The following is a 16424-nucleotide window of genomic DNA, read 5'->3' on the forward strand; positions in this document are numbered from 1 at the left end:
CATGGCAACGATCAAGGATGTGGCCGCGATTGCAGGTATTTCCTACACCACCGTGTCCCATGTGGTGAACAAGACGCGCCCGGTGAGCGAGCCGGTACGGATCAAGGTTGAAGCGGCGATCAAACAGCTCGACTACGTGCCCAGTGCCGTCGCGCGTTCGCTCAAGGCCAAGACCACGGCCACCATCGGATTGCTGGTGCCCAACAGCCTCAACCCGTATTTTGCCGAGCTGGCCCGGGGCATCGAGGATTATTGTGAGCGTAACGGCTACTGCGTGATTCTCTGCAACTCCGACGACAACGCGGAAAAACAACGCAGCTATTTGCGGGTTTTGCTGGAGAAGCGCGTCGATGGCTTGATCGTGACTTCGGTAGGCGGTGATGACAGCGGCCTCGCCGCAGGCTTGAGCGCCGTGCGCACGCCCATGGTGATTGTCGACCGGGCTCTGGATGGCATCGATGTCGACCTGGTACGCATCGACCACGAGGAGGGCGCCTACCTGGCGACCCGGCACTTGCTTGAGCTGGGGCATCGGGACATCGCCTGCATCGGCGGCCCGGCCCACACCCGCGTCGCGCAAATGCGCCTGGCGGGTTACCAGCGTGCGCTCCATGAAGCCGGTGTGGCGGTGGTGGCCGATCGCATCCAGGAAAGCGACTTCACCAGCACCGGCGGTTATGCTGCTGCCGTGCAATTGCTGGCGCAGAACCCGCCCAGCGCGATTTTTGCCAGCAACGACATGATCGGCTTCGGCGTGTTGCGCGCGGCGGCGGAGCGCAATATCCGCGTGCCCGGTGAACTGTCGGTGATCGGTTTCGATGACATTCAAATGGGCCGCTACGTGTACCCGGCGCTGACCACGGTCGGGCAGTCGATCCTGCAACTGGGCGAGACCGCGGCCGAACTTTTACTGCGACGAATTGCAACCCCCCAACTGCCGATCGATCAACGCATCGTGACGCCGAGCATCGTGTTGCGTGAATCGACGGCGCCCGTCGCCGGTGTGTTCGCCCAATACCGCTGAACCGAATTGATGAGTACTGATGTATGCCAGCAAAAGTAGTGGTAATAGGCAGCTTGAACATGGACCTGGTCACCCGCGCGAGTCGGCTGCCCCGTGCCGGTGAGACCCTGGTCGGCCAGACGTTTTCCACGGTGCCTGGCGGCAAGGGCGCCAACCAGGCCGTGGCCTCGGCGCGACTGGGTGCGGATGTGGCAATGATCGGCTGTGTCGGTAGCGATGCCTATGGCACTGAACTGCGTGGCGCCTTGCTGGTGGAAGGTATCGATTGCCAGGCGGTGAGCACCGTGGACGGTTCCAGTGGCGTGGCCTTGATTGTGGTGGACGACAGCAGCCAGAACGCGATTGTGATCGTTGCCGGCAGCAACGGCGAGCTGACACCCGCCTCACTGCAGGCGTCCGATGCGGTGCTGCAGGCTGCCGATGTGATTATCTGCCAGCTGGAAGTGCCGATGGATACCGTGGGCTACACCCTCAAGCGCGGTCGTGAACTGGGCAAGACCGTGATCCTCAACCCGGCGCCGGCCAGCGGCCCGTTGCCCGCCGACTGGTACGCCTCGGTCGACTACCTGATTCCCAACGAAAGCGAAGCCAGCGCACTGAGCGGCGTGACAGTCGACTCCCTCGACAGTGCCAAGGTCGCGGCGACACGGTTGATCCAGGCGGGAGCTGGCAAAGTCATTATTACCCTGGGTGCCCAAGGTGCGTTGTTTGCCGATGGCCAGGGCTTTGAGCACCTGGTGGCGCCCAAGGTCAAGGCGGTGGATACCACCGCTGCCGGCGATACCTTTGTCGGTGGTTTTGCCGCAGCACTGGCCAGTGGCAAAAGTGAAGCCGAGGCCATCCGTTTCGGCCAGGTCGCGGCAGCCTTGTCAGTCACCCGTGCTGGTGCGCAACCCTCCATTCCTACGCTGCATGACGTTCAAGGTTTTGTGCTTTTATGAAAAAGACGCCTCTGCTCAATATCGCCTTGTCGCGGTTGATCGCATCCCTGGGCCATGGTGACATCCTGGTGATCGGCGACGCCGGCCTGCCAGTGCCGCCCGGGGTCGAGTTGATCGACCTGGCGCTGACCCAGGGCATTCCCGACTTCATCAGCACCTTGCGTATCGTGCTCAGTGAAATGCAGGTGGAAAGCCACGTGCTGGCGGAAGAAATCCTGCTCAAGCAGCCACCCGCGCTGACGGAGCTGAACGCTTTGGCTGAACAGGCCGCCCTCGGCGAGCGACGTCTGCTCAGCCATGAACAATTCAAGCAACTGAGCCGTAGCGCGCGCGCTGTCGTGCGTACCGGCGAGTGCCAGCCTTACTGCAATATCGCGCTGGTCTCCGGCGTAACCTTCTAGAGTTTCCCAACGACAAGGAGTGTTTTATGCAACGTGGTCTGCCAACCCTGAAAAACCTGTTTCGGAGTGTCCTGCTTTTGTCCGCACTCACTGCTGCCAGCGCCCAAGCGGCGGAAAAAATCGACTTGATCATCGACACCGACCCAGGTGCCGACGACGTGGTGGCCTTGCTCTTCGCCATGGCTTCCCCGGAGGAATTGAACATTCGTGCACTGACCACCGTCGCCGGCAACGTGCGCCTGGACAAGACCTCGCGTAACGCGCGCCTGGCCCGCGAGTGGGCCGGGCGTGAAGAAATCCCGGTGTACGCCGGCGCACCCAAGCCGCTGTTGCGCACACCGATCTATGCCGAGAACATCCATGGCAAAGAAGGTATTTCCGGCGTCACCGTCCATGAGCCTAAAAAGGGCCTGGCCGAAGGCAGCGCCGTTGATTACCTGATCAAGACCCTGCGTGCGGCCAAGCCTCACAGCATCACCATTGCCATGCTCGGTCCGCAGACCAACCTGGCGCTGGCCTTGACCCAGGACCCGGAAATCACCCAAGGCATCAAGGAAGTGGTAGTGATGGGGGGCGCGCACTTCAACGGCGGCAATATCACCCCGGTTGCCGAGTTCAACCTGTTCGCCGATCCGATTGCAGCCGAGATTGTGCTCAAGAGTGGCGTCAAGCTGACCTACCTGCCGCTGGACGTGACCCACAAGGTGCTGACCAGCGAGGTGCGCCTGAAGAAGATCGCCGACATCAACAACAACGCGAGCAAGGTCGTCGGCGATATTCTCAATGAATACGTCAAGGGCGATATGGAACACTACGGCATCCCGGGCGGCCCGGTACATGATGCCACTGTCATCGCCTATCTGCTCAAGCCGTCCTTGTTCACAGGGCGTCAGGCCAATATGGTGGTGGACAGCCGCGAAGGCCCGACCTTCGGCCAGACCATCGTTGATTGGTACGACGGCCTGAAGCAGACAAAAAATGTGTTCTGGGTTGAGAACGGCGACGCCCAGGGCTTCTTCGATCTGCTCACCGAGCGCCTGGCACGCTTGAAGTAACCCGGTCGACGTTCGCCAGCCGGTTCTTATTCGCGCTGGGGGTCTGGTGCCCCCATGTGATCGGCCGGGTATTTTTCGAATACCTGGCCGATGAACGCCTGTGCCGCCTGGGTGCCGAGTTCCTTGACCAGCAGGTCGATACCGATGATTGCCAGTTCCTCCGGGCTTCCTGGGCTGTAGGAACTTTGTCCTTGGGGCCATTTGGCTTTGATGTCGGCTTGGAGCGTTACGGTGGTCATGGAAGTCTCACGGATTGAAATGCTGGGCAATGCGCTGGAACGCGGCTCTAACCGGCGCAGTTAATCATTTTGCGCGGGGTTTGGCACTGCTACTTAGGCATGAAGCAGGTGCTGTGCGACACTGTCCTCCTGTTTAATTGCCGGGGGACCCCGCGTGCAGATCGATTTGAATAACCCCGAGAACCTGACACTGGCCGCCGTGCGTCAACTGATCGCCAGTGCCAGTGATGACGAGCATACCCAGTTGCGTGTAACCAGGGCCGGAATTGCCTACATATCTTCTGGGGTGGTGGGAGGCACTGACATCGATGGCCTGCTGTTCCGCCTGGAGACCTGGGCCAAGGGTTCCGGTTATGTCGGCAATGTCGCGGCCAGCGACGAGGTCTGGGTTACACAGATTTTCAATGCGCTGAAGCAGAACTGGCCGAAGCCGCCGTTTGATTACATCGACGTCTACTGATTGCGCTCATATTTGGTCACGATTGATCGGGCGAATGCCTGCTGATAGTCGGGCAGACTTACCTATCGGCGGTTTACGTTTTGAAACCTATCAGCCAGACCGCTGTCGCACGATCTCTGTTCATTTTTCAATAGGAGGCTTCATGCCTTGGAAGCTCGCATCATTCGGTACTTTGTTGGCAGCACTCGCGTTGGCGGGTTGCAGCACCCCGGGTGCCTCTGAGCCAGCCAAAGACGCCGCCGTGACCGATGCCGGTCATAGCCGCTGTGAGTCGAAGGCCGCCGAATTCAGCATTGGCCAGAAAGCCTCGCCGCAGTTGCTGGAGCAGGCCCGTACCCGTGCTGGCGCACAGAACGCGCGGATCCTCAAGCCCAACGATATGATCACGCTGGAATACCGCTCCGACCGCCTGAACCTGAACACCGATGACAACCTGGTGATCACACGCGTTAATTGCGGCTGATCGTTTCCAGGCTTTTGCAACGCCCATAAAAAACCCCGTCACATGGACGGGGTTTTTTTAGCTCAGCGGAGAATTACTCGCCGCGAACCTGTGCAGCTTGCATACCCTTTTGGCCTTTCTCAGCCACGAAGGAAACGGTTTGGCCTTCTTTCAGGCTTTTGAAACCGTCGCTTTCGATAGCTTTGAAGTGTACGAACAGGTCGTCACCGCCACCTTGAGGAGTGATGAAGCCGAAGCCTTTTTCATCGTTGAACCATTTAACGGTGCCGGTTTGGCGATTAGACATGGTGTATCTCCAAGAAACATATATTTTCAGTAGTGCTGTGCTGCTCAGGCCAACTGGGCACACTGGGCTATCATAGTCGAAATGTTCGGCTTGGGAGCCCCCCCAAGGCATTGTTTGCTAATCAATAGCGTTGCGTTTGCTACTTGTGTCGGCTGAAAGCCCCGATCTACGGGGCTTCGGCGCGAAATATCAGCTGGTAAAAAAAGCCGTAAAAGCTGCGTAATTTGTGCGAAATGGCAGTTTTCAGGCTGTTTTCCTGCCAAAACGGCCGTCTGATCAAGGCCCGATCTTACTTTTTCTTCACGACTTTGCAGGACGAAATAGCCGCGACTGCCTTGTTTTTAAGCTCCGGGCTGGCGTTCTGGTTAGTCATGAGCTCTTTGATTTCCGCAGTGCTCAATTCGGCGTTGATCTTGTCGGCGCCACATTCGCAGTGGGCCTTGGCAGTCTTGACGTCTACGTTCTGGCTGGCGGCCGCGCTGCAGTCGCTGACGAAACTGTCACGGGCACCGGCTGGCCAATTGGATGGAGCGGCAGCCTGCGCGCCGAGGGAAAGGAGGCTCAGGGTAGCGGCGAAAGCGAGGGTCGAGGTAAAACGCATCATGGGATGCTCCTTTGATTCGAGGACGAACGGCGATTCTCAGTGGGTTTGAGGTGTGGCGTACAGCTCAAGTTCACTTTTGCAGCTATAAAGGCTGGAATTTGTCTTTGCAGCGGATACTGCCGGCGCGATGACCGTTCATCTGTGCTAGCATCTTCGGCCTGGCTAATTCCGGGCGCGCCATTTGCCGCCTTGCCATGTTTCTTTTCAGCTCACTCCAGTCACTGTGGTTCGATTATCGGTTGGCCGAAAGGCTCCTGCCGCTGTAAGGCAGGCGTTCATCACTGAACGGCCTGGTGTTGGATCTTGTACTGGCTCATCCCAACCCACGTGACCTTTGGTAGGGGTCACCACTAGGAGAGGAGGCGCCATGCCAACTATTACTCTTCCCGACGGCAGTCAACGCTCATTCGATCATTCGGTTTCCGTAGCCGAGGTCGCCGCATCCATTGGTGCTGGCCTGGCCAAGGCCACCGTGGCCGGCAAGGTCGATGGCAAGCTGGTTGACGCCAGCGACCTGATCACCTCCGATGCCAGCCTGCAAATCATCACGCCCAAGGATCAAGAGGGGCTGGAGATCATTCGCCACTCCTGCGCGCACTTGATTGGCCATGCGGTCAAGCAGCTGTATCCGACTGCGAAGATGGTGATCGGCCCGGTCATCGACGAAGGCTTTTATTACGATATCGCCTACGAGCGTCCTTTCACCCCGGACGATCTGGCCGCTATCGAACAGCGCATGCACGCCCTGATCGAAAAAGATTACGACGTCATCAAGAAAGTCACTCCGCGCGCCGAAGTGATCGACGTGTTCACTGCGCGTGGCGAAGACTACAAGCTGCGCCTGGTGGAAGACATGCCGGACGAGCAGGCCATGGGCCTGTACTACCACGAAGAATACGTCGATATGTGCCGTGGTCCCCACGTGCCGAACACGCGCTTCCTCAAGTCCTTCAAGCTGACCAAGCTGTCCGGTGCCTACTGGCGCGGCGACGCGAAGAACGAGCAACTGCAACGCATCTACGGCACTGCCTGGGCTGACAAGAAGCAGCTGGCCGCCTATATCCAGCGCATTGAGGAGGCCGAAAAACGCGACCACCGCAAGATCGGCAAGCGCCTGAACCTGTTCCACCTCCAGGAAGAAGCGCCGGGCATGGTGTTCTGGCACCCGAACGGCTGGACCCTGTACCAGGTGCTCGAGCAGTACATGCGCAAGGTTCAGCGCGACAACGGTTACCTGGAGATCAAGACCCCACAGGTCGTTGATCGCAGCCTGTGGGAGAAATCCGGGCACTGGGCCAACTACGCCGACAATATGTTCACCACCCAGTCGGAAAACCGCGACTACGCCATCAAGCCGATGAACTGCCCATGCCACGTGCAGGTGTTCAATCAAGGCCTGAAGAGCTATCGCGAGTTGCCGATGCGCCTGGCCGAGTTCGGTGCCTGCCACCGTAACGAGCCATCGGGTGCGTTGCACGGCATCATGCGGGTACGCGGCTTCACCCAGGACGACGCCCACATCTTCTGTACCGAAGAGCAGATGCAGGCCGAATCCGCCGCGTTCATCAAGCTGACCATGGACGTTTATCGTGATTTCGGCTTTACCGAAGTCGAGATGAAGCTGTCCACTCGTCCGGAAAAACGCGTCGGTTCCGACGAACTGTGGGATCGCGCCGAAGCGGCCCTGGCCGCAGCGCTAGACAGTGCGGGCCTTGCGTACGATCTGCAGCCGGGTGAGGGGGCCTTCTACGGGCCGAAGATCGAGTTCTCGTTGAAAGATTGCCTTGGCCGTGTCTGGCAATGTGGTACCTTGCAGCTCGATTTTAACCTGCCGATCCGTTTGGGAGCCGAATACGTCTCCGAAGATAACAGTCGTAAACACCCGGTTATGCTGCACCGGGCGATCCTCGGCTCGTTCGAACGGTTCGTCGGTATCCTGATCGAGCACTACGAGGGTGCGTTCCCTGCGTGGCTGGCTCCGACTCAGGCAGTGATCATGAATATCACTGATAAACAGGCGGATTTTGCTGCTGAAGTTGAAAAAACTCTCAACGAAAGCGGATTTCGTGCCAAGTCCGACTTGAGAAATGAAAAGATCGGCTTTAAAATCCGCGAGCATACTTTGCTCAAGGTTCCCTATCTTTTGGTTATCGGAGATCGGGAAGTCGAGATGCAGACTGTCGCTGTGCGTACTCGTGAAGGTGCTGACCTGGGCTCGATGCCCGTCGCCCAGTTCGCTGAGTTCCTCGCGCAAGCGGTTTCCCGGCGTGGTCGCCCAGATTCGGAGTAATTATTATTAAGCGTGAAATGAGACAAGATAAACGAGCTGCACCGAAAGCCCCGATCAACGAGAATATCTCGGCACGCGAGGTTCGGTTAATTGGCGCTGACGGCGAGCAGATTGGCATCGTCTCGATTGATGAAGCGCTTCGTATTGCAGAAGAGTCCAAGTTGGACCTGGTGGAAATCTCCGCCGATGCAATCCCACCCGTTTGCCGGGTGATGGACTACGGCAAGTCGATCTTCGAAAAGAAGAAGCAGGTTGCCGCGGCGAAGAAGAACCAGAAGCAGATTCAAGTAAAAGAAATCAAGTTTCGTCCAGGGACGGAGGAAGGGGATTACCAGGTAAAACTGCGCAACCTGGTACGTTTCCTGAGTGATGGGGACAGGGCCAAGGTATCCTTGCGATTCCGCGGCCGTGAGATGGCCCACCAGGAGCTGGGGATGGAACTCCTCAAGCGGGTTGAAGCTGACCTGCTCGAGTACGGTTCGGTCGAACAGCATCCTAAGATGGAAGGACGCCAGCTGATCATGGTCATCGCCCCGAAAAAGAAGAAGTAATCAACAGGGCACGGCAGGCCTTCTGATTATGTTTATCAACTGAATGCGGAGTATCCGAACATGCCAAAGATGAAGACTAAAAGTGGTGCTGCTAAGCGGTTTCTGAAAACTGCTAACGGTATCAAGCACAAGCACGCTTTCAAGAGCCACATCCTGACCAAAATGTCGACCAAGCGTAAGCGTCAACTGCGCGGTAGCAGCTTGCTGCATCCGTCTGACGTGGCAAAAGTCGAGCGCATGCTGCGCCTTCGTTAATTTTGGATCAAGAATAGAGGAAGTAACTCATGGCTCGTGTAAAGCGTGGCGTCATTGCCCGTAAACGTCACAAAAAAATTCTGAAACTCGCTAAAGGCTACTACGGCGCGCGTTCACGCGTATTCCGTGTTGCCAAGCAAGCGGTAATCAAGGCAGGCCAATACGCCTACCGCGACCGTCGTCAGAAAAAACGTCAGTTCCGCGCTCTGTGGATCGCTCGTATCAACGCTGGTGCACGTGTTAACGGTCTGTCTTACAGCCGTTTCATCGCTGGCCTGAAAAAAGCGTCCATCGAAATCGACCGTAAGGTTCTGGCTGAACTGGCCGTGAACGAAAAAGCGGTGTTTGCTGCGATTGTCGAGAAAGCTAAAGCCACCTTGGCTTAAGTACCCCCGACAGTCACCCTGGGCTGCGCCTGTAGCCCAAGGTGGTAAACGTCATAAATAGGGGAAGAGCCTTCAAGCTCTTCCCCTATTTTGTATCTGGAGTCTGTACATGGAAAACCTGGACGCGCTCGTCGCTCAAGCTCTTGAGGCTGTGCAAAGCGCTGAAGATATCAATGCCCTGGAGCAAATCCGGGTTCACTACCTTGGCAAAAAGGGTGAATTGACTCAGGTGATGAAGACCCTGGGAAATTTGCCGGCTGAAGAGCGCCCGCAATTCGGCGCGCTGATCAACGTTGCCAAGGAGCGTGTCACAGAGGTGCTCAATGCGCGCAAGGCGACCATGGAGGAGGCCGATCTCGCAGCCAAACTCGCCGCCGAGTCCATTGATGTAACCCTGCCTGGTCGTGGCCAGGCCTCGGGCGGTCTGCATCCGATCACCCGGACTCTGGAACGTATCGAGCAGTTCTTCACCCATATCGGCTACGGCATTGCCGAAGGCCCTGAGGTCGAAGACGACTATCACAACTTCGAGGCGCTCAACATCCCAGGCCATCACCCGGCCCGGTCGATGCACGACACCTTCTATTTCAATGCAAACATGCTGTTGCGCACCCATACCTCCCCGGTACAGGTCCGCACCATGGAAGCGAACAAGCCGCCGATCCGCATTGTCTGCCCAGGCCGTGTGTACCGCAGCGACTCCGATATCACCCACTCGCCGATGTTCCACCAGGTCGAAGGCCTGCTGGTTGATCGCGACATCAACTTCGCCGACCTCAAGGGCACCATCGAAGAGTTCCTGCGAGTGTTCTTCGAGAAAGAGCTGGCGGTGCGTTTCCGTCCATCATTCTTCCCGTTCACCGAGCCATCCGCAGAAGTCGACATGGAATGCGTGATGTGCAGCGGTAAAGGCTGCCGCGTCTGCAAGCAGACTGGCTGGCTGGAAGTGATGGGCTGCGGCATGGTTCACCCCAATGTGCTGCGCATGTCCGGGATCGATCCGGAAGAGTTTTCGGGCTTTGCCTTCGGCATGGGCGTTGAGCGTCTGGCCATGCTGCGTTACGGCGTGAACGACTTGCGTCTGTTCTTCGACAACGACTTGCGGTTCCTCGCGCAATTTCGCTAGTCGTAACGAATCTTTAGGAGAGCAGGATGAAATTCAGTGAACAATGGCTGCGCGGCTGGGTAAGCCCGCAGGTAGATCGCGATGCGTTGGTTGCGCGTCTGTCGATGGCCGGTCTTGAGGTCGATAGCGTTACGCCGGCCGCCGGTGTTTTCAGTGGCGTAGTCGTGGGTGAGGTGCTGAGCACCGAGCAACACCCCGATGCCGACAAATTGCGTGTGTGCCAGGTCAGCAATGGCACGGAAACCTTCCAGGTCGTGTGCGGAGCGCCTAACGTGCGCCCCGGCCTGAAGATCCCGTTCGCCATGATCGGCGCCGAACTGCCGGGCGACTTCAAGATCAAGAAAGCCAAGCTACGCGGTGTCGAGTCCAACGGCATGCTGTGCTCCCAGGCGGAGTTGCAAGTAGGCGAGGGCAATGATGGCCTGATGGAGCTGCCGGCCGATGCACCTGTGGGCCAAGACATTCGTGTCTACCTGGAGCTGGAAGACGCCAGTATCGAGGTCGACCTGACCCCGAACCGTGGCGACTGCCTGTCCCTGGCCGGCCTGGCACGTGAAGTGGGCGCGTTGTACAACGCGCCAGTCACTCGTCCAGTGGTTGCCGCAGTGGCTGCGGTCCACGATGAAGTGCGTCCGATCGAAGTACTGGCACCAAACGCCTGCCCACGTTACCTGGGGCGCGTGATCCGCAACGTTGACCTGTCCAAGCCAACCCCGTTGTGGATGGTTGAGCGTCTGCGCCGCGCCGACGTGCGTAGCATCGACGCTGCCGTCGACATCACCAACTACGTGATGCTTGAGCTGGGCCAGCCGCTGCACGCTTTCGATCTCGCCGAAATCAATGGCGGCATCCGTGTGCGCATGGCCGAAGAAGGCGAGAAGCTTGTATTGCTCGACGGCCAGGAAGTCAGCCTGCGCGCCGACACCCTGGTGATCGCTGACCATTCCCGCGCCCTGGCGATTGCCGGTGTGATGGGGGGCGAGCACAGCGGTGTGTCCGCGACCACGCGCGATGTATTCCTTGAAAGCGCGTTCTTCGACCAGATTGCCATCGCTGGCAAGGCCCGCTCCTACGGCCTGCACACCGATGCCTCACATCGCTATGAGCGCGGGGTGGACTGGAAGCTCGCCCGTGAAGCCATGGAGCGCGCCACTGGCCTGCTGCTGGAAATCACCGGTGGCGAAGCCGGCCCGATCACTGAGACTGTCAGTGAACAGTATCTGCCGTCCGTTGCGCCGATCACCCTGCGCGCCAAAAGTGTCGAGCAAATGCTTGGCCTGGTCATCGCTCCGGCTGAAATCGAGCAATTGTTGTCGGCCCTCGGGTTGAACATTTCTGCGGGTGGGGAAGGGCAGTGGCATGTTGACGTGCCAAGCCATCGCTTCGATATCAGCCTGGAAGTCGATCTGATCGAAGAGTTGGCTCGCCTGTACGGTTACAACCGCCTGCCGGTTCGTTACCCGCAAGCGCGCCTGGCACCGCAACCCAAGGCAGAAGCGCGTGCGCACCTGCCTGAGCTGCGCCGTCTGCTGGTTGCCCGTGGCTATCAGGAAGCGGTGACCTACAGCTTCATCGACCCGAAGCAGTTCGAACTGTTCAACCCGGGCGTCGAGCCGCTGCTGCTGGCCAATCCGATCTCCAACGACATGGCCGCCATGCGTTCATCCCTGTGGCCGGGCCTGGTGAAAGCCCTTTCCCATAACCTGAACCGTCAGCAAGACCGCGTGCGCATGTTCGAAAGCGGCCTGCGGTTTGTCGGGCAACTCGACGGCCTGAAGCAAGAGCCAATGCTGGCCGGCGTTGTTTGCGGCAGTCGCTTGCCGGAAGGCTGGGCGCAAGGCCGGGATGCCGTGGACTTCTTCGACGTTAAAGCGGACGTGGAAGCGGTACTGGGCTTTGCCGGTGCACTGGACGACTTCACATTTGTGCCAGGCAACCACCCGGCGTTGCACCCTGGTCAGACTGCGCGTATCGAGCGCGAAGGTCGTCTGGTGGGCTTCATCGGGGCCATCCACCCGGAACTGTCGAAAACCCTTGGGCTCGACCGCCCGGTCTTCGTCTTCGAGCTGGTCCTGGCCGAAGTGGCCTCGGGCAAGATGCCTAAATTCAGCGAGTTGTCGCGCTTCCCTGAAGTGCGTCGCGACCTGGCCCTGATCGCCGATCGTGAAGTCGCCGCTACTGCCGTTCTGGATGTAATCCGTGAAAATGCAGGGGAATGGCTGACAGACCTCAGGCTATTTGACGTCTATCAGGGTAAAGGCATTGATCCGCATAGAAAAAGCCTTGCAGTTGGCTTGACCTGGCAGCATCCATCGCGCACTCTTAATGACGATGAGGTGAATACCACGACACAAAATATCCTCACCTCGCTCGAACAAAGGTTAAACGCCACGTTAAGGAAGTGACGTATGGGGGCTTTGACGAAAGCTGAGATGGCGGAACGTCTGTACGAAGAGTTGGGTCTGAACAAGCGCGAGGCCAAGGAATTGGTCGAGCTGTTTTTTGAAGAGATCAGACACGCTCTGGAAGACAACGAACAGGTCAAATTGTCCGGTTTCGGCAATTTTGATCTGCGGGACAAACGCCAGCGGCCTGGCCGCAATCCAAAAACGGGAGAAGAAATCCCGATCACGGCTCGCCGTGTGGTCACCTTTCGTCCAGGGCAGAAGTTGAAGGCCCGAGTTGAGGCTTATGCTGGAACCAAGTCATAACGACGAGCTACCCGTCATCCCAGGCAAACGCTACTTCACCATTGGTGAAGTCAGCGAGCTCTGTGCGGTAAAACCGCACGTGCTGCGCTATTGGGAGCAGGAGTTTCCTCAACTCAACCCCGTCAAACGCACTGGGAACCGTCGGTATTATCAGCGCCAGGATGTGCTGATGATCCGACAGATCCGTGCGTTGCTGTATGACCAGGGGTTCACCATCAGCGGCGCGCGCCAGCGTATGTCCGGTGATGAAGCCAAAGACGACACCACCCAGTACAAGCAACTGATCCGCCAGATGATCTCCGAACTGGAAGATGTGCTGGTGGTTTTGAAGAAGTGATACAGGCTTTTAAAATACTTCCACATTTCAAAAGCTTGCGGTATATTCCTGATCGCTTCGTTGCGAAGCTAACCCAGTAACACGCCTAGTCGGGGCGTAGCGCAGTCCGGTAGCGCACTAGCATGGGGTGCTAGGGGTCGAGTGTTCGAATCACTCCGTCCCGACCATATTTTTCAGTGACTTAGCCGAACTCTAGCCAGTTCGGCTTTTTTACGTGTAGGGACTTTTGCGGGGGCTCATCCCGTTTTTCTCCTCAAGATGGTCAGCGCTGGCCCGCGAGAGTCGGTTGCCGACACTTTGTTTGCAGCCTCAATCAGGTACTGCAATTCCGCTGTAGAATAGTGGCTCGTAATGCTGCCGTTCCTATGTCCAAGCAATGCCTTCCGATCTTCCTCTGTCACGCCTGCTGCACGTAGCCTTCTGCCAAAGGTGTGCTTCAAGTCGTGAACCCTGAATGACCTGAATCCGGGATGCGCCGGCGACTGGTGGGCTTTCTCCCACTTGTCCGCCGCACGCTTCCTGGCTTTCCTCCAGGCCGTATCGTTCATCCGTTCAATCGGCGTTGGCCCGAACTGATCCGGTTGCCCGTATGGGAACACCAGGTCTTTATGCAGGCCTCGCTGCTTATCGATGATGTTCATGGCCACCCTGTTCAGGATCACCAAGCGTTCATCGCCGTTTTTCACCCCTGCTTTGTCACTTCGCCCGCCGAATCCGGCAGGTATCAGAAACACGCTGGTGTTCAGTTCCGGCACCCGTATCTCCCAATCCCACCGCAATTTGCAAACTTCCTGCTCCCGGCACCCGGTGTTTACCTTGTAAAGGGCCATCCTCAACAAGTGGTCGGGTAGCTCGGGAAACAGTATTGCCTGCTCTTCCCAGGACATCGGGTAGGGTTTCCGGGCTGACCTCTTTTCCTCAAGCATCGATATCATCGGCACGCTCTCCAGCCACGGCCGCTTTTCAGCATCGCGCCACTTGCGGTGGCACAGGTTCAAGATCCTGACGACTCGCTGTAGGGCGATATTGACCGTCCTGTTCGATACGCCTGGCTTGACCTTTCCTTTGTCGGTCTTGCTCGGCCGCTGCCGGTCACGAATGAACGTAGCCAGGCTCCCATCATCGATGTGCGTTATCGGCAGATCGCCGATGTATGGGTCGAGCTGTTCGATGTGGGAAGCAGAAAGGCCGATTGATGCCTGGTCTTTGAACTCGACCAGGAACCGGGTGGCAGCCTCGCGCCAGGTTCGCACCTGGCGCACGCCGTAAATCTTTTCCTGCCGCAACTTTTCCAGCCGATGAATCAAATACTGCTCGGCTTCTTCCCTCTCGCTTGCTCCAGTGCTTTCTTGAAGTCGGCTACCTCTGACGACTTTGTCGATGTGCCAAATCCCGTTCCTCTGGTAGAGGCCCGACATTGTTTTTCGCGCCATTGTTTTTCTCCTTGGCGCCCACTGCGGGGCGGATTGTTGTCCTGATCGGTCTGCTTTTCAATTGCCATGCGTTCGATGTAGGCGTCTGCCCACTGGTCCAGCTCATGACGGTCGAAGGCAACGCCCTGTTTTCCAATGGGGAATTCGCGGACGTGGGGCCGGACGGTGTTCTTGAATTCTTCCCGGCACATGCCGAGGTAGGCGGGTGCAGCCGACGCCCGGATGAAGCGCGGCGCGGGTGCTGCGGCCTGTGCCGCGTTTGTTCTGGACATGGGAATGCCTCGCCACGCCGTTGCCGGGTGGATTGATTGGGTAATTTCGGGATGGAGTACGGATGTACTCCTATCGGGATTTGGTGTTCAGTCGACGCCGTTGTCGAAGCCGTCGTAGGCGCTGGTCTTACAGGTGCAGGGCAGGCGGCCTTGGTTGCAGTTGCACATTCGGATCTGCCCAGGTGGTAGGGATGGGTCAGGCACCACTTTGAGTCCTGCAAATTCCGCCACTGCTGCCGGCGCCGACTCACGATTGAGCGCGGCCTCAATCTTCAACCGTTCGCCAACACCTCGCTAACCGCTGCAGGCGCTCAGTCGATTCGTGCAAGTGCCAGACAGGTACGCCGCGAAGCTCCTCTGGCCACTGCCGAACAAGGTCGTCGTTGGCCTCTTCGTCGCCGTCGATGACGTCCGGAATGAGTGCCCAAGTGAAACCGGGGTGTCGATGCCAGTCTTCTACCCATCGCGTGTAGCCCTCGACATCAACCTGCCCACCCTTTTTCCATACCGTGAACGCGCCGTTATCGAAAACAAACGATTTGCACACATCGGCGACGATCCCAAGATCGTCCTTGCGCGGGAACGGCACCAGCGCGTGCCGGCCGGCCAGGAACTTTGCTGCATCCTCTCGCTTACCGCCGACAGGCGTGCCGTGGTAATGGATCATCCTGTTTCGATCTCGACGCCCTGGTGGGTAGCAATGATGGTTTGGTCGCCGCCCAGGGATTCCGCAAGACGATCGGCGATCTGTTCATGCCAGCCTTTTTTAATCAGCGCTGTGGCCGCCCGGATATGCTCGACATGGATCATCGACAAGGATTTCAACTCAAGGCGATAAACAATGGTTTCGCCGTCAGACGGGCATACCGCGGCGAACGTGTGTCGATACGTATTCATAGAGGATCCTCGCCGGCTGGCGTGATTCGTTTAAGTGGGTGATATGCTTTGCTGCTTATCAAACAAGGAGGTGGTAATGCCCGGTAAAAAGCTTGAAGCGTTCCGCGAGTGGTTCACGCCGCGTAAGAGGCTATGGACAGGGGTAGGCCTGTTTGCAACAGCCATCGTCGTACCAATAGTCAGTCCCGGAATGACCGCCGCTTGGCTCATAGGGCCTGCGACTGTATTTTTCTTGGGTAGCTTTATTCCCGATACGAACAAAAAGCGTTAGGGCGAAGGCGGCTGGCGTGATTCGTTGATATGGGTTGGGGTTACTTCTTCTGGTAGGTCTTGGTTAGCGCGGCGTTGACGCTGTTGCCGCGCTTCAGCACGACTCGTGCAAGGGCTGCCCGGTCTGCGTGGCTGTGGCTTGCCTGGCTGAGAAGGCCGAAGTAGCTGTTGGCTGTCTCGCGCAGATCCTTGGCCGGCGCCGCGGCGGTGCGCTTCAGTGCCTGGGCCAAGGATCGCTTGCGGGTGGTTCGTCGCCAGGGCTTGATGACGTGACCAACGAAGTCGACGCCGCGGTCTACCGGTTGAAGGATCGTTTTGGTCGGGTTGAGCTTGGCGCCGAGCCTGGGCAGGAACGCTTCGACCTGGGCCAGCCATTGGTTGAGCTGTTGCGGCGACTCATGCAGGAACACGAAGTCATCGACA

Annotated in this window: 21 protein-coding genes, 1 tRNA gene and 1 pseudogene; 15 read left to right on the forward strand and 8 right to left on the reverse strand. The window is 58.0% G+C overall.

What is annotated here, in order from left to right; genetic code table 11:
* Nucleotide 1 precedes the first annotated feature (1 nt).
* From BFP99_RS20405 to BFP99_RS20420, 4 genes are read left to right on the forward strand one after another with little or no spacing between them, the layout of a single operon-like run.
* Nucleotides 2-1024, forward strand: a complete 1023-nt coding sequence (locus BFP99_RS20405) for a LacI family DNA-binding transcriptional regulator (protein WP_065927258.1) — start codon at nt 2-4, stop codon at nt 1022-1024.
* Between the two features lie 23 nt (nt 1025-1047).
* Nucleotides 1048-1965 (forward strand): ribokinase, encoded by a 918-nt coding sequence (gene rbsK, locus BFP99_RS20410; protein WP_065927259.1) that lies wholly within the window; start codon nt 1048-1050, stop codon nt 1963-1965.
* Nucleotides 1962-2366, forward strand: coding sequence for a D-ribose pyranase (gene rbsD / locus BFP99_RS20415; RefSeq protein WP_065927260.1), 405 nt, complete (start codon nt 1962-1964; stop codon nt 2364-2366). The genes rbsK and rbsD overlap by 4 nt, the downstream gene beginning before the upstream one ends.
* A 26-nt stretch (nt 2367-2392) precedes the next feature.
* Nucleotides 2393-3421 carry a nucleoside hydrolase gene (locus BFP99_RS20420; protein ID WP_065948016.1) on the forward strand — a complete coding sequence of 343 codons (1029 nt, stop codon included), beginning with the start codon at nt 2393-2395 and terminating at the stop codon, nt 3419-3421.
* A gap of 26 nt (nt 3422-3447) precedes the next feature.
* Here the strand turns inward: BFP99_RS20420 and BFP99_RS20425 are convergent, their stop codons facing one another.
* Nucleotides 3448-3660: a hypothetical protein gene (locus tag BFP99_RS20425; protein ID WP_065948017.1), complete on the reverse strand. Its 213-nt coding sequence runs from the start codon at nt 3658-3660 to the stop codon at nt 3448-3450.
* 154 nt (nt 3661-3814) lie between these two features.
* Between BFP99_RS20425 and BFP99_RS20430 the strand changes: the two genes are divergently transcribed.
* Both BFP99_RS20430 and BFP99_RS20435 read left to right on the forward strand, forming a co-directional pair.
* On the forward strand, nt 3815-4120 hold the full coding sequence (locus BFP99_RS20430; RefSeq protein WP_065927262.1) for a hypothetical protein: 306 nt from the start codon (nt 3815-3817) through the stop codon (nt 4118-4120).
* 142 nt (nt 4121-4262) lie between these two features.
* Nucleotides 4263-4583 (forward strand): I78 family peptidase inhibitor, encoded by a 321-nt coding sequence (locus BFP99_RS20435; RefSeq protein ID WP_027604108.1) that lies wholly within the window; start codon nt 4263-4265, stop codon nt 4581-4583.
* Between the two features lie 73 nt (nt 4584-4656).
* Here BFP99_RS20435 and BFP99_RS20440 read toward each other — a convergent pair whose 3' ends face one another.
* Nucleotides 4657-4869, reverse strand: coding sequence for a cold-shock protein (locus BFP99_RS20440; RefSeq protein ID WP_003234260.1), 213 nt, complete (start codon nt 4867-4869; stop codon nt 4657-4659).
* Between the two features lie 289 nt (nt 4870-5158).
* Entirely contained in the window at nt 5159-5473 is a 315-nt protein-coding gene (locus BFP99_RS20445; protein ID WP_027604109.1) for a hypothetical protein, read from the reverse strand.
* Nucleotides 5474-5840: 367 nt separating this feature from the next.
* On the opposite strand from BFP99_RS20445, the gene thrS reads away from it, so the two are divergent.
* From thrS to BFP99_RS20490, 9 genes are all read left to right on the forward strand, one after another.
* Nucleotides 5841-7763 carry a threonine--tRNA ligase gene (thrS, locus tag BFP99_RS20450; protein WP_048719014.1) on the forward strand — a complete coding sequence of 641 codons (1923 nt, stop codon included), beginning with the start codon at nt 5841-5843 and terminating at the stop codon, nt 7761-7763.
* Nucleotides 7763-8314, forward strand: coding sequence for a translation initiation factor IF-3 (gene infC / locus BFP99_RS20455; protein WP_015884933.1), 552 nt, complete (start codon nt 7763-7765; stop codon nt 8312-8314). Before thrS ends, infC begins: the two co-directional genes overlap by 1 nt.
* A gap of 60 nt (nt 8315-8374) precedes the next feature.
* Nucleotides 8375-8569 carry a 50S ribosomal protein L35 gene (gene rpmI / locus BFP99_RS20460; protein WP_002553160.1) on the forward strand — a complete coding sequence of 65 codons (195 nt, stop codon included), beginning with the start codon at nt 8375-8377 and terminating at the stop codon, nt 8567-8569.
* Between the two features lie 29 nt (nt 8570-8598).
* Nucleotides 8599-8955: a 50S ribosomal protein L20 gene (gene rplT / locus BFP99_RS20465; protein ID WP_003174975.1), complete on the forward strand. Its 357-nt coding sequence runs from the start codon at nt 8599-8601 to the stop codon at nt 8953-8955.
* Between the two features lie 109 nt (nt 8956-9064).
* Complete coding sequence (pheS, locus tag BFP99_RS20470; protein WP_065927263.1) at nt 9065-10081, forward strand: phenylalanine--tRNA ligase subunit alpha; 1017 nt, start codon at nt 9065-9067, stop codon at nt 10079-10081.
* 26 nt (nt 10082-10107) lie between these two features.
* Nucleotides 10108-12486, forward strand: coding sequence for a phenylalanine--tRNA ligase subunit beta (gene pheT / locus BFP99_RS20475; protein WP_065948018.1), 2379 nt, complete (start codon nt 10108-10110; stop codon nt 12484-12486).
* 3 nt (nt 12487-12489) lie between these two features.
* The gene (gene ihfA, locus BFP99_RS20480; protein ID WP_002553164.1) at nt 12490-12792 is read left to right on the forward strand and encodes an integration host factor subunit alpha; all 303 of its coding nucleotides are present in this window, start codon (nt 12490-12492) and stop codon (nt 12790-12792) included.
* The gene (locus BFP99_RS20485; protein WP_003174972.1) at nt 12773-13129 is read left to right on the forward strand and encodes a MerR family transcriptional regulator; all 357 of its coding nucleotides are present in this window, start codon (nt 12773-12775) and stop codon (nt 13127-13129) included. Before ihfA ends, BFP99_RS20485 begins: the two co-directional genes overlap by 20 nt.
* A gap of 90 nt (nt 13130-13219) precedes the next feature.
* Nucleotides 13220-13296, forward strand: a tRNA-Pro gene (locus tag BFP99_RS20490).
* Nucleotides 13297-13365: 69 nt separating this feature from the next.
* Here the strand turns inward: BFP99_RS20490 and BFP99_RS20495 are convergent.
* From BFP99_RS20495 to BFP99_RS33705, 5 genes and pseudogenes are all read right to left on the reverse strand, one after another.
* Nucleotides 13366-14547: a tyrosine-type recombinase/integrase gene (locus tag BFP99_RS20495; protein WP_256098191.1), complete on the reverse strand. Its 1182-nt coding sequence runs from the start codon at nt 14545-14547 to the stop codon at nt 13366-13368.
* Nucleotides 14433-14834 carry a hypothetical protein gene (locus BFP99_RS33700; protein ID WP_256097776.1) on the reverse strand — a complete coding sequence of 134 codons (402 nt, stop codon included), beginning with the start codon at nt 14832-14834 and terminating at the stop codon, nt 14433-14435. Before BFP99_RS33700 ends, BFP99_RS20495 begins: the two co-directional genes overlap by 115 nt.
* Nucleotides 14835-15099: 265 nt before the next feature.
* Complete coding sequence (locus BFP99_RS20500) at nt 15100-15501, reverse strand: hypothetical protein (RefSeq protein ID WP_256097777.1); 402 nt, start codon at nt 15499-15501, stop codon at nt 15100-15102.
* On the reverse strand, nt 15498-15731 hold the full coding sequence (locus tag BFP99_RS20505; protein ID WP_065948020.1) for a hypothetical protein: 234 nt from the start codon (nt 15729-15731) through the stop codon (nt 15498-15500). The genes BFP99_RS20500 and BFP99_RS20505 overlap by 4 nt, the downstream gene beginning before the upstream one ends.
* Before the next feature lie 311 nt (nt 15732-16042).
* Nucleotides 16043-16424: pseudogene (locus BFP99_RS33705) on the reverse strand (reverse transcriptase); the annotation flags it as partial.

It is taken from the genome of Pseudomonas sp. 1 R 17, from assembly GCF_900067035.1.
Classification (GTDB): domain Bacteria; phylum Pseudomonadota; class Gammaproteobacteria; order Pseudomonadales; family Pseudomonadaceae; genus Aquipseudomonas; species Aquipseudomonas marginalis.